Genomic DNA, 13288 nt, shown 5'->3' on the forward strand with positions numbered 1-13288 from the left:
CTTATGAAACGAATTTTGAGAATTATTGGATTAGTGCTTTTAGGCCTTTTGGTAATATCCACTTTTATGTTTTTATGGCAGAAATCACGACCTAAAGTGGTTCAATACACAATTGTAACCGCTCAAAAAGGTGACATACAAAAAAGTACTGTAGCTACTGGTAAAGTAGAACCTAGAAACGAAATTCTTATAAAACCACAAATGTCAGGAATCATTTCTGAAGTTTATAAGGAGGCGGGTGATATGGTTAAGGCTGGAGATATTATTGCTAAGATTCAAGTAGTTCCAGATATGGTTAACCTAAGTAGTGCCGAATCAAGAGTAGAAAGGGCTAAACTTGCTGCTAATCAAAGTCGCAGTAACTATGAGAGAGATCTCAAACTATATCAGAATGATGTCATCTCGAGAGAGGAGTTTGAAAAGGTAGAACTACAATATAAGAACGATGAGGAGGAGCTTCGTGCTGCAACTGATAATCTTAGTTTAGTAAGAACAGGTATTACACAAAGTTCAGCACAGACAAGTAATACACTTGTCAGATCAACAGTAGACGGTACTATCCTGGATATACCTGTTAAGGTTGGTAATTCAGTGATTCAGACAAATAACTTTAACGATGGAACAACTGTTGCATCTGTAGCTGACTTAAGCGACATGCTCTTTATTGGCAAAATTGATGAAACTGAAGTTGGACGCTTAACATCGGGTATGCCTATTGAAATTACAATTGGAGCTATTCAGGGACGTACAATTCCTGCAAATTTGGAGTATATATCTCCAAAAGGAACAGAAGAAAGCGGTGCAATTCTTTTTGAGATGAAAGCGGCTCTTAAAATACCCGAGGACCTGTTTATCAGAGCTGGATATAGCGCTAATGCAAATATTATATTGGATAAAAGAGAACAGGTATTAACCATACCAGAAAGCTCACTTGAATTCAGTGGTGATTCTGCATTTGTTTATATGGTTAAGAATGAAGAACCACAAGAATTTGAACGTCATTTTGTTAAGATTGGTTTATCTGATGGGATAAATATTGAGGTAACTGAAGGACTTAAAGAAAATGACAGAATACGGGGGTCAGAGATAATTGAGGAAAGAAAATAATAGATATTTATTTTGAAGTTATACTCAAAACAGTTTCAAAAGTAAAATAATATGCAACTCAGATATAGATTATTATACCTATTTATTGCTGTTGGTTCACTAATTACAGCAGCGGGTCAGCAACAATATACATTGCTTGAATGTATAGAGATAGCACTTGAAAATAACCGTGATATCAAACAGCAAGAGCTGAATAAACAACAGCGAATGGTAGCATACAGTCAAGCCCGTGCTGATCTGTTGCCTGCTGTTAATGCATCTGCTGGTCACAACTTTATTTTTGGACGTTCAATTGGTCTCGACAACACCTATCAGAATACAAACTCATCTCAATCAAATTTCAATATTGTTGCTGATATAACTTTATTTGATGGTTTACGAATGAAGCATAATATTGATGCCCGAAAAGCTGATATGATGGTTTCAGAAGCCAACCTGGAGAGAATACAGGATGAAATTATAATGAGTGTGTCGACTGCATTCTTACAAGCCTTGCTAAACAGAGAATTGCTTACTATTGCCGAAAACCAAATCCAGACAACAAGAGAGAATCTAAAAAGAAGCACTGAACTGGTAAACAGTGGAAAAATGGCAAAGGGAGAGCTGTATGAAATTGAGGCTCAGCTTGCCAAAGAGGAAGTAAATCGTGTACAGGCAGAAAATAACTATAAACTGGCATTATTGGATCTTGCACAGATTATGGAACTTGAAAAATTTGATGATTTCGAGATTGTTTCTCCCCCTGCAGAGGCATTAATTGATGAAACACCTCTTTTATCATCTCAAATGGTTTATGAAAGTGCGCTAGTAAACAGACCTGAAATCAGAAGTTTACAATATCAGCTCGAAAGCAGCACAAAGGAAATGTTGATGGCAAAATCGCAGTACTTTCCGACATTAAGCTTCGGTGCAAGTATAGGTACAGGATACTATAATATGAATGGCAGGGATAATGATCCTTTTGCTACTCAACTTAGAAACAATATAAGTAACTCACTCGGATTCAGCCTCAGGATCCCCATATTCAACAGATTTCAGATAAAGAATAGTGTTCAAAATGCACAAATTGCAATTGCGAACAGTCGTTTAGAAATGGATAAAACAAAGCTTGAACTGCGTAAACGAATTGAACAGGCTTTCTATAATGCTGTTGGAGCTGAGAGCAGATGGGAAGCTGCTAAGAAGTCGGTTACAGCCAGCAATGAAGCATACAGATTTGCGGAAGAAAAGCATGAAAGCGGGCGAGCAACTTCTTATGAATTGTTTCTTGCAAAAAATAATCAAACACAAGCATTAGGAGAAGAAGCTCAAGCTAAATATGAATATGCATTCCGATTGAAAATATTAGAATTGTTAAAAGATTGATTTTTTGTAACCGACTTTATTTCTTTTATGTCATAAAATAAAAACAATATGAAAACAGTAATTAAATTAGCAATAATCGCAGTTGTACTTTCAATTAGTACTATGGCATGCACTCAGACAAGGTATGCTACTGATAAGTTTGAAGTAACAGCTTTTACTGCAATTGAATCTTCAATTGTGGGTAATATTATTATCCGTAAAGGTCAAACCACAGAAGTTACTGCAGAGGGTAGTGAAGAAATGCTTAATCTATTAGAGGTTGAAATTTCAAACGGTACTTTGGAGTTAGATATGGAGGATCGTTTGCTTAAAAGGTTAAATAGAAATGCAAACAGGTTAACAGTCACAATAATTACACCCAACCTCACTTATATTGAAAATGAAGGTGTAGGAAATATTGTAATAGAAGGTACATTTGATACTCCTGAACTTACCATAGACTCAGAAGGTGTGGGAAATATTACTGCAGAGAACTTACAGGCAGGGTATATAAAAGTTGACTCTGAAGGTGTAGGAAATATTATTCTTAAAGGTTCAGCAAATAATATAGATATTAAATCTGAAGGTGTGGGAAATATTGAAGCAGAGCGTCTAAAAGCAAAAAGTGTTACAGTCTTTTCTAAAGGTGTTGGTAATGTAAGTTGCTTTGCATCTGAATATATAAAAGCGTCATCTGATGGTATTGGTAATATTACATATTATGGTAAACCACAGAAAACAGATGTGTCAAAAAATGGTATAGGAAAAGTAAAATCAGGCAATTAGATTATTTATATAAACTCTACTTTTAAATTTCAGAAATTTGAAACCGGGGACTTGTGAAAGCGCCCGGTTTTTTTTACTCTTTTTTTATACGATGCATATATTTGCAAAATCCTCTGTATCTTTGTAGTTCAATTAAAGGAACATAATGGAGTCAAAACAATATTTACTAGGCATGACGCTTGCCGAAATAACAGAAAGCGTACTGGAATTAAACCTCCCTAAGTTTACCGGTAAACAGATAGCAGATTGGATTTATGTAAAGCGAGTGAAATCAATAGACGAAATGACCAACATCTCGCTGAAAAATAGAGAAATTCTTTCTGAGAATTTTGATATTGGCAGATCTGACCCTCTGGATGTAAAGACTTCAGTTGATGGAACACGCAAAATGCTGTTCAGAACTCACAATGGCAAGTTTATTGAGACTGTTACAATACCTGAAGATGACCGATTAACAATTTGTGTTTCATCGCAAGTAGGATGTCGTATGAATTGCGATTTCTGTATGACAGGTAAACAGGGCCTGCAAGACAATCTGACCGCTGGAGAGATTCTCAACCAGGTTTATTCTGTACCTGACTCTGAAGATATTACCAACCTTGTTTTTATGGGAATGGGCGAACCTTTGGATAATTATAAGAATGTAAAGAAAGCTTCTGAACTGCTAATGGCGGAGTACGGACTTGCATGGAGTCCAAAAAGAATAACTCTTTCTTCAATTGGATTAACTTCCAATCTCAAAAGATTTCTTGATGATAGCAGATGCCACCTTGCAATCAGTCTTCACAACCCTATACCGGAGGAGCGATTATCAATAATGCCTATAGAGAAATCTGCTCCAATTACTTCAGTGATAGACCTTCTACGTGATTATGACTGGAGTCATCAACGCCGCTTATCATTTGAATATATAATGTTTGATGGGGTTAATGATTCACCTCTTTATGCCAGAGAACTTGCTAAATTGCTTAATGGATTGGATTGCAGAATCAACCTCATTCGTTTCCATGTTATTCCTATGAGTAAGCTTAGACCTTCAACAGATGAAAACATGATTAAATTTCGTGATACACTTTCATCAAAAGGTTTTATCTGCACAATTCGTGCATCTAGAGGTGAAGATATTTTCGCAGCATGCGGTATGCTTTCAACCTCGAAGTTTGGTAATAAGAGTTGACTTTTTATCATAAATTAAAACCATACTGCTTCTTTTCCACGTAAATAATTGTATATTTGTTTTATAAAGTGGAATTTAGTGAAATCTCAATAAATAAATATTATGAAACATCTGGTAGGTTTACTATCTCTTTTAGCATCAATTATTTTTTTGTCTTCATGTAACGGCGGTAGTGGTTTTTTTTCTGCTTCAGGGGCTACAAACGAAGTTATGGTAATCATGGATGATTCTTCATGGGAGGGAACTTCAGGAAGAGCTCTATTTGATGTGCTTAATTCAAATACAAAAGGTTTACCGCAACCTGAGCCAAACTTCAGGATTCTTCATATTACACCTGAAAATTTCACTAGTACATTTAAGATGGCAAGAAATATAATAATTCCTGTAATTTCAGAGATGTACAGTCAACCAAAACTTGAAGCAGAACTCGATACTTATGCAAATGGTCAGGTAATAATGAACATAAAGGCACCTGACAGCATCTCATTTGCTGAATATGTTACAGAAAATAAAGATGTTATCGTAAACTATTTTATCGAAAAGGAGCTTGAACGCAACGCAAAATGGTTAAAGAGTGAGATCAAAATTCCAGTTGTACGTGCTCAGCAAATGTTTGGTATTAACATCCACTTCCCAAAAGGATTGTCGAATTATGAGGAGTTTAATAACTTCCTATGGGCTACAAACAATGCTGGAAGAGGTCGTCAGGATATAGTAATTTATCAGTTTCCATACACCTCTGAAACTATTTTCGAAAAAGATTCACTTATTAAAGTACGAAATGAAGTATTAGGTAAATATATAAAAGGATCATTTGATTCTCAGATGTCAACATCAACTGCATATCCGCCAGATTACAGGAGGTTTGTTGTAGACGGAGTATTCCGTGCCGAATTGAGAGGATTGTGGGAAATGACAACAGATATGATGGGAGGTCCGTTTGTTATGCATGCTTTCGTGAATGAAAATACTGGAATGGTTATTGTTGTGGAAACATATGTATACGCACCGGAAAGCAATAAACGAAACCTAATGCGTAATCTTGAGGCCACATTGTATACCATTAGTTTGCCAAAACCCGAAGAAGCTATTATTGAAGGATAGCAATTAAAAAAAATTAGATAAGAGAATTAAAAAAATATACATGTCAGAGCTAATTAAAGTAGGCATTACACATGGGGATGTCAATGGTGTTGGATACGAAATAATGTTTAAGACATTTTCAGATATTCGATTGCTTGAATTATTTAATCCAATAATATACGGATCATCTAAATCTGCATCCTATCATCGTAAGGTGCTAAATAACAATACAGTAAATTTTAATATAATTAATAGTGTTGAAGAGTCAAGAGAGGGGAAGATAAATCTTTTAAATTGTGTAAAAGATGAAACTCGCATTGACATTGGTAAACCTTCAGCAGAAGCGGGTGAATCTTCATACATAGCATTAGAATGTGCCGTAAAGGATTTGCAGGAAAAGAAGATTGATGTTCTGGTTACTTTACCAATCAATAAAGATTCAATTCAGAGTGAGCAATTTAATTTTCCCGGTCACACTGAGTATCTTGAAGAAAGATTCGCAGCAGAAGGTGAAAAAGCCCTCATGATAATGGCTACACAAAATATGCGTGTAGCATTAGTGACTACTCATATTCCTCTTAAAGATGTTTCAGCATCACTTTCAAAAGAACTTATTGCAGAGAAAATAAGAACCCTGAATAATACACTTAAACGTGATTTCAGTATTGATGCCCCTCGAATTGCTGTACTCGGACTAAATCCCCATGCAGGAGAGAATGGTATGCTTGGCAATGAGGAAAATGAAATAATTGCTCCGGTAATAAGGGAAGCCCAAGAGGAATGGATATTATGTGCAGGGCCATATCCTCCGGATGGGTTCTTTGGTAGTGGAAGGTTCAAGGAGTTTGATGCTATACTGGCAATGTATCATGATCAGGGTTTAATTCCGTTTAAAACAATGGCAATGGATATGGGGGTTAATTATACTGCAGGACTTCCAATCGTTCGCACTTCGCCGGATCATGGTACCGCATACGATATTGCCGGTAAGAACGAAGCATCAGATGAATCATTCCGCCAGGCTATATATATGGCAATTGATATATACCGTAATCGCCATAATTATGATGAAGCACGTAAAAATCCACTTAAAAAGTTGTTTTACGACCGTGGAAGAGATGATGAAAAACTTGATCTTATGAAAGAGGAGTAGACCTCTGATTTAAGAAAAGAAGATTTTCTAGAATATAACTCAGATAATTTAAGCCTGAATGTTTAAATCAGGTAAACAAAAAAAGAGACCAAGATTTAAACTTAGTCTCTTTTTTATGTTTATGACTACTTTACTTTGAATCAGTTGTTCTCTGGTCTGAGTTTACGTACTACAGCACCAGTTTGCCACATCTCACTCTCGCGAAGTGCTCTCAGCTCCTCTTCAAGCTTTACTCGATAATCAGGCTGAGAGTTACTATCAATAGAACGCTGAGCCTCGTTACCATTTGCCACCTCTTTATAAAGCTTTTCAAAAACAGGTTTTGTAGCATCGTGAAATGGTCCCATCCAGTCTAATGCACCACGTTGTGCAGTTGTTGAACAGTTTGCATACATCCAGTCCATTCCTTTTTCAGCAAACAGAGGCATAAGAGATTGAGTAAGTTCTTCAACTGTCTCATTGAATGCTTCAGAAGGAGTATGACCGTTTTCACGAAGAACTTCATATTGTGCAAGCAACAATCCCTGAATTGCACCCATCAAAGTACCACGCTCTCCTGTTAGGTCAGAAAAAACTTCTCGTTTAAAATCTGTTTCAAATAGATATCCTGAACCAACACCAATTCCTAATGCAACAACGCGATCATACGCTTTGCCAGTTGCATCCTGAAATATAGCATAGCTGGAATTCAGACCACGTCCTTCAAGAAACATTCTGCGAAGACTGGTCCCTGAGCCTTTTGGTGCAACCAAAATAACATCTACATCTGCAGGTGGAATTATTCCTGTTCGTTCTTTATAAGTAATTCCAAAACCATGTGAGAAATAAAGTGCTTTACCGGGTGTCAAATGTTTCTTTACAGTATCCCACAATGCGATCTGGGCAGCATCAGACAGTAGATATTGAATAATTGTAGCTCTCTCACAAGCTTCTTCAATTTCGAATAGAGTTTCTCCAGGAACCCACCCATCGGTTACTGCTTTGTCCCATGTCTTGCTTTCTTTACGTTGTCCAACAATTACATTAAATCCGTTATCACGCAGGTTCATCGATTGACCGGGACCCTGAACACCATAACCTATAACTGCAATTATTTCATCCTTTAACACTTCCTGAGCTTTACTCAAAGGAAATTCTTCGCGGGTTACTACATTTTCTTCTACTCCGCCAAAATTCATTTTTGCCATTTTGTTTGATTTTTGTCTCACTTATACTCTTGTAGAGAATAAGTTTTGGTAATATTACTAATTAAAATATTTTATCTCTTATTTTTAATCTGTATAACCATGTATACTGCTTAATTGTTTATCTCCACTCTTATTTGATAGTTCCCTTTTCGACAACATATCGCTCAATCTCTCAACTTTTGATTTTGTGATAGCTATCCTTCCTGAACGTACAAACTGTAGAACACCAATCTTCTCGGCCAATTCTTCAAAAAGACTCTGAGTTTCAATGTAATGACCTGCTTTTAGAAAGACTATACAGTCATTAGAGATTTCCAGAATCCTAACATTGTACTTTCTTACCAGATATTCAATTGAACCATGCTCAAGTACTTTTTCAGTAGCCAACTTATAAAGAGCCAGTTCCTGGTGAACAAGATCTTCATCTGTGTTATAATATGCTTTTAGAATATCAACTCTTTTATCGATAAGACGTACAAGTTTTTTCATTACCTCCTCATCATTAGAAAAAGTTGTAATAGTAAATTTATGAATACCTTTAATTGCTGAAGGAGATACAGAAAGAGTTTCTATATTCAACTGTCTGCGTGTAAAAATTGTTGTTATCTGGTTTAGTATACCCACCGTATTCTCTGAGAAAATGGTCAATGTATACAATGTTTTATTGTCTTCCATTATTATTGATTTTTAATTTGATTTATCAAACATCTCATAAAATTTACAGTTACCTGTCTTACAACTTGTGTCCGTTTCCAAGTAAAATATTGGTAACACTACCACCGGCAGGTACCATAGGATAAACCATACCTTTTGTTTCTACAACAACCTCAAGAAGATATGCTCCCTTATGATTAAGCATTTCATTAACAGCATCATCAAGCTCCTCGCGTTTTGTTACTTTACGACCTTTTATATTATATGCATCAGCAACTTTTATAAAGTCAGGATTTTTAAGATGGGTTTCTGAATATCTCTCATCGAAAAATAACTCCTGCCATTGACGTACCATTCCAAGATAATTATTATTAAGCAGAATTATTTTCACATCAATGTCATATTCCATAATTGTACCAAACTCCTGCATAGTCATTTGCAAACCTCCATCACCAACAAAGATGCAAATAGTTCTGTCGGGTGCACCATATTTGGCACCAATACCTGCGGGAAGTCCGAAACCCATAGTCCCAAGACCACCAGAGGTAACCATACTTCTTGATTTGGTATATTTAAAATAACGAGTACTCATCATCTGGTGCTGACCAACGTCTGTTACACATACAGCCTGATTACCGGTTGCTTCTGTTACTTTATTGACAACTTCACCCATCTTGATCTCACCACCATTTTCTGGAAATAATTCATTTTGTATTATGCAGTCATACTCTTTTTGAACATAAGGATCAAACTGTGAAATCCATTCATCTCGTGATCTGTTTTCAAGTAGATCTGTGACACGTGGGATCGTATGTTTAGCATCTCCAACCACCTTTACAGTTGTCTTCACATTCTTATCCATCTCTGCAATATCAATATCAAAATGAATTACCTTGGCCTGTCTGGCATATGTCTTCAGATCCCCGGTAACTCTATCATCAAACCTCATTCCTATTGCAATCAGAACATCACATTCGTTGGTCATCATATTTGGTGCAACATTACCATGCATTCCCAACATTCCAAAATTCAAAGGATGATCGCTTGGTATTGCTGATAGGCCCAGAATAGTTGAAGCAAAAGGAATGTTAGCCTTATCTATAAATGCACGAATCTCATCTTCTGCCTTTCCAAGAATAACACCCTGCCCTATCAGAGCCAGAGGTTTTTTAGCACTGTTAATTAATTCAGCCGCTTTTCTTATATTTTCATCCTCTATGTCGGGTACAGGTTGATAACTGCGTAAAAATGTAGTCTTTTGATAGGCATATTCGCAACTGTTGATCTGAGCATCTTTGGCAATATCAAGAACTACCGGACCGGGTCTTCCGCTGGATGCAATATAAAATGCTCTTGAAACTGCCCATGCAATATCTTCCACACGTCTTACCTGATATGCCCATTTTGTGATTGGTTGCGTAACACCTATTACATCGGCTTCCTGAAATGCATCAGAACCCAGAAGTGCAGAGCTAACCTGCCCTGATATTACCACAAGTGGTGTACTATCCATCATTGCATCTGTAATCCCTGTAATTGTATTTGTAGCACCCGGACCTGATGTAACAAGTGCTACACCTACTTTCTCTGATACCCTTGCATAACCTTGTGCTGCATGAACAGCCCCTTGTTCGTGTCGAACCAGTATATGTTTAATTTCATTCTTATGGTCATAAAGTGCATCAAATACAGGCATAATGGCACCTCCCGGATAACCAAATAATGTGTCAACTCCTTCCGCTAAAAGTGAACGTATTAAAATTTCACTTCCCGTTATAACCTCTGCCTCCGGCTTTTTTGCGTTGGGCGTAGTCGATTGAGTCTGAATATCTTTGTTCATAATAATTACTCTAAATGTGATGTATATTAAATAATCCTTACTGCTCCTTTGTCTGCCGAACTAACAAAGTGAGAGTAAACCTTTAATGCATTTGAAATATTTCTGTTTCGTAAAGGTTTGAAGGCTTTATCTCCTTTTGTCTCCTCTAATAGTCTTCTATTCTGAAGCTCCTCATCGCTTACTTTCAAATTAATAGATCTGTTAGGAATATCTATTTCTATTATATCTCCATCGCGTACCAAGCCAATGTTTCCACCTGCTGCAGCTTCTGGTGATATATGTCCTATTGATAATCCTGATGTGCCACCTGAAAAACGTCCGTCAGTAATCAATGCACACTCTTTTCCTAAATGCTTTGCTTTAATGTATGATGTTGGATAAAGCATCTCCTGCATACCGGGTCCTCCCTTGGGACCCTCATAGACAATTACAACTACATCTCCTGCCTCTACTTTGCCATTTAGTATACCTGCACATGCATCATCCTGTGACTGAAACACTTTTGCTTTACCTATGAATTTCCATATACTTTCGTCAACCCCTGCAGTTTTTACTACACAGCCATCCTGTGCAATATTTCCTCTAAGAATTGCCAGTCCTCCATCAACAGTATATGCATTTTTCACACTTCTAATACAACCATTTTCTCTGTCGATATCTAACTCTTTATAGCGGGCATCCTGTGATCCCATAACAAGATTAAAACGGTTACCGGGTGCAGACGAATAGATATTAATTGCTTCTGCATCAGGACAATCTTTTACTATATCGTATTTTTCTATTGCTTCAGCAAGTGTGAGACCATCTACACGATATACTGATGTATCAATAAGGTTAGCTTTTGATAATTCATTAAGGATCCCCATAATTCCACCTGCACGGTTAACATCTTGAATATGGTATTTTTTAGAGTTTGGTGCAACCTTACATAAGCAAGGTACGCGTCTTGATAAATTTTCAATATCATCAAGATTGAACTCTATTTTTCCTTCATGTGCTATTGCCAGTGTGTGCAGTATTGTGTTTGTAGATCCACCCATAGCAATATCTAATGTCATAGCGTTAAGAAATGCCTGACGGGAGGCTATATTTCGCGGAAGTACCGATTCATCTCCTTCAAAATAATACTTCTCTGCATTCTCCACTATTTGCTTAGCCGCTTTTACAAACAATTCCTTACGATTGACGTGAGTTGCCAGTATAGTACCATTGCCGGGTAAAGCAAGTCCAATTGCTTCATTAAGACAGTTCATAGAGTTTGCTGTAAACATTCCGGAACATGAGCCGCATGTAGGACATGCTGAGATTTCAAGTTTAGAAACTCGCTCATCTGTTACTGAATCATCTGCCGATTCAATCATTGCATCAATAAGATCGATCTGTTCGTCATCAATCTTACCGGCTTCCATCGGACCACCAGAAACAAAAATAGTTGGTATATTCAGTCGCATTGCTGCCATAAGCATTCCGGGAGTTATCTTGTCACAGTTGCTGATACATATCATTGCGTCAGCTTTATGGGCGTTAACCATATACTCTACCGAATCTGCTATCATATCACGTGAGGGTAATGAGTATAACATACCATCATGCCCCATAGCAATACCATCATCAACTGCAATTGTGTTAAATTCAGCTGCAAAGCAGCCTAATTTCTCAATCTCACGTTTTACATTCTGACCTATGTCATGCAGATGTACATGTCCGGGTACAAACTGGGTAAATGAGTTAACAATGGCAATTATTGGTTTACCCATCTGTTCTCTGGTCATTCCATTTGCATGCCATAATGCTCTTGCACCTGCCATGCGGCGACCTTGTGTACTTGTTGCACTGCGCAGTTTTGAAATATCTCTTTGACGATTATTCATTATGCTATTTACTTGTTTTTTATATATTCAGTAATCCACTCACCTACTTCACTTAGTTTGTATATTTTACCTCCATCTGCAATATCTTCTGTAACAATACCTGCTTCAAGACTTGCATTTACAGCTTCTCGGATCATGGCTCCTTCTTCATTAAGATTAAAGCTATATTCAAACATAAGTGCAGCTGAAAGAATCATAGCAAGAGGATTTGCTATATCTTTTCCTGCTGCCTGGGGATATGAACCATGAATAGGCTCAAAGAGTGAGGTATGAAGCCCAATTGATGCAGAAGGAAGAAGACCCATTGAACCTGTAATCACTGAAGCTTCATCGGTTAGTATATCACCAAACATATTTTCTGTTACCATCACATCAAAACTTTTGGGCCATTGAATGATTCGCATAGCAGCATTATCTACGAAAAGGAAATCAGTTTCAATATCAGGATACTGAGGAGCAATTTCCTGAGCAATCTGACGCCAAAGTCTAGATGTAGCAATTACATTTGCCTTATCAACAACCGTGAGTTTTTTACGTCGCTGTCCGGCAAATTTATATGCCAGGTGAAGAACTCTTTCTATCTCATCACGGGTATAGACACATGTATCATATGCAGTATTTCCATCCTCACTTCTTCCCTGAGGTCTGCCAAAATACATTCCTCCTGTAAGTTCACGAATACATACGAAGTCGGCACCCTCAACCAAATCAGATCTTAGAGGTGATTTGTGAATAAGTGAAGGAAAAGTCATTACAGGACGTATATTGCCATATAAACCAAGTTTTTTACGCATGTTGAGTAAACCTTGCTCTGGTCTCACTTTTGCATTTGGATCATTATCATATTTGGGATCCCCTATAGCACCAAAAAGAACAGCATCGCTATTCATACAAAGCTCATGTGTCTCTTCCGGATATGGATTACCGGTTGCATCAATAGCACAAGCACCTACAACTGCCTCTTTATATGTTAATTCATGACCAAATTTATCACTAACTGCTTTCGTAACGTTTAAAGCTTGTGTCATTATCTCGGGACCAATCCCATCGCCCGGTAATACTGCTATATTCAATTTCATTATTTTA

The 13288-nt window shown here is 37.1% G+C and carries 11 protein-coding genes; 6 read left to right on the forward strand and 5 right to left on the reverse strand.

What is annotated here, in order from left to right; all coding sequences use genetic code 11:
* Positions 1–3 precede the first annotated feature (3 nt).
* From BN1354_RS05805 to pdxA, 6 genes are all read left to right on the forward strand, one after another.
* Positions 4–1107 carry an efflux RND transporter periplasmic adaptor subunit gene (locus tag BN1354_RS05805; protein WP_053826510.1) on the forward strand — a complete coding sequence of 368 codons (1104 nt, stop codon included), beginning with the start codon at positions 4–6 and terminating at the stop codon, positions 1105–1107.
* Between the two features lie 51 nt (positions 1108–1158).
* Positions 1159–2472 (forward strand): TolC family protein, encoded by a 1314-nt coding sequence (locus BN1354_RS05810; RefSeq protein ID WP_053826511.1) that lies wholly within the window; start codon positions 1159–1161, stop codon positions 2470–2472.
* Between the two features lie 48 nt (positions 2473–2520).
* The gene (locus BN1354_RS05815; RefSeq protein ID WP_053826512.1) at positions 2521–3237 is read left to right on the forward strand and encodes a head GIN domain-containing protein; all 717 of its coding nucleotides are present in this window, start codon (positions 2521–2523) and stop codon (positions 3235–3237) included.
* Positions 3238–3382: 145 nt separating this feature from the next.
* Entirely contained in the window at positions 3383–4414 is a 1032-nt protein-coding gene (gene rlmN, locus BN1354_RS05820; protein WP_053826513.1) for a dual-specificity RNA methyltransferase RlmN, read from the forward strand.
* 102 nt (positions 4415–4516) lie between these two features.
* Positions 4517–5518: a DUF4837 family protein gene (locus tag BN1354_RS05825; protein WP_045089327.1), complete on the forward strand. Its 1002-nt coding sequence runs from the start codon at positions 4517–4519 to the stop codon at positions 5516–5518.
* Positions 5519–5558: 40 nt separating this feature from the next.
* Complete coding sequence (gene pdxA, locus BN1354_RS05830; protein WP_053826514.1) at positions 5559–6650, forward strand: 4-hydroxythreonine-4-phosphate dehydrogenase PdxA; 1092 nt, start codon at positions 5559–5561, stop codon at positions 6648–6650.
* Positions 6651–6790: 140 nt separating this feature from the next.
* On the opposite strand, the gene ilvC is transcribed toward pdxA, so the two are convergent.
* The 5 genes from ilvC to leuB form a co-directional block, all read right to left on the reverse strand.
* Positions 6791–7837, reverse strand: a complete 1047-nt coding sequence (ilvC, locus tag BN1354_RS05835) for a ketol-acid reductoisomerase (RefSeq protein ID WP_045089325.1) — start codon at positions 7835–7837, stop codon at positions 6791–6793.
* A gap of 84 nt (positions 7838–7921) precedes the next feature.
* Positions 7922–8512, reverse strand: coding sequence for an acetolactate synthase small subunit (ilvN, locus tag BN1354_RS05840; protein ID WP_045089324.1), 591 nt, complete (start codon positions 8510–8512; stop codon positions 7922–7924).
* Positions 8513–8570: 58 nt separating this feature from the next.
* A complete protein-coding gene (gene ilvB, locus BN1354_RS05845) occupies positions 8571–10331 on the reverse strand; it encodes a biosynthetic-type acetolactate synthase large subunit (RefSeq protein WP_082057344.1) in 1761 nt (586 codons plus the stop codon).
* 26 nt (positions 10332–10357) lie between these two features.
* Entirely contained in the window at positions 10358–12202 is a 1845-nt protein-coding gene (gene ilvD / locus BN1354_RS05850) for a dihydroxy-acid dehydratase (protein WP_045089323.1), read from the reverse strand.
* 8 nt (positions 12203–12210) lie between these two features.
* The gene (gene leuB / locus BN1354_RS05855; RefSeq protein ID WP_045089322.1) at positions 12211–13281 is read right to left on the reverse strand and encodes a 3-isopropylmalate dehydrogenase; all 1071 of its coding nucleotides are present in this window, start codon (positions 13279–13281) and stop codon (positions 12211–12213) included.
* Between the last annotated feature and the right edge of the window lie 7 nt (positions 13282–13288).

This window comes from Lascolabacillus massiliensis, from assembly GCF_001282625.1.
In the GTDB taxonomy this organism is placed as follows: domain Bacteria; phylum Bacteroidota; class Bacteroidia; order Bacteroidales; family Dysgonomonadaceae; genus Proteiniphilum; species Proteiniphilum massiliensis.

Bases quoted from the DNA above. Each gene is read 5' to 3' on its own strand.
- BN1354_RS05805 (WP_053826510.1), top strand. From the start codon at position 4: ATGAAACGAATTTTGAGAATTATTGGATTAGTGCTTTTAGGCCTTTTG.
- BN1354_RS05810 (WP_053826511.1), top strand. From the start codon at position 1,159: ATGCAACTCAGATATAGATTATTATACCTATTTATTGCTGTTGGTTCA.
- BN1354_RS05815 (WP_053826512.1), top strand. From the start codon at position 2,521: ATGAAAACAGTAATTAAATTAGCAATAATCGCAGTTGTACTTTCAATT.
- rlmN (WP_053826513.1), top strand. From the start codon at position 3,383: ATGGAGTCAAAACAATATTTACTAGGCATGACGCTTGCCGAAATAACA.
- BN1354_RS05825 (WP_045089327.1), top strand. From the start codon at position 4,517: ATGAAACATCTGGTAGGTTTACTATCTCTTTTAGCATCAATTATTTTT.
- pdxA (WP_053826514.1), top strand. From the start codon at position 5,559: ATGTCAGAGCTAATTAAAGTAGGCATTACACATGGGGATGTCAATGGT.
- ilvC (WP_045089325.1), bottom strand. From the start codon at position 7,837: ATGGCAAAAATGAATTTTGGCGGAGTAGAAGAAAATGTAGTAACCCGC.
- ilvN (WP_045089324.1), bottom strand. From the start codon at position 8,512: ATGGAAGACAATAAAACATTGTATACATTGACCATTTTCTCAGAGAAT.
- ilvB (WP_082057344.1), bottom strand. From the start codon at position 10,331: ATGAACAAAGATATTCAGACTCAATCGACTACGCCCAACGCAAAAAAG.
- ilvD (WP_045089323.1), bottom strand. From the start codon at position 12,202: ATGAATAATCGTCAAAGAGATATTTCAAAACTGCGCAGTGCAACAAGT.
- leuB (WP_045089322.1), bottom strand. From the start codon at position 13,281: ATGAAATTGAATATAGCAGTATTACCGGGCGATGGGATTGGTCCCGAG.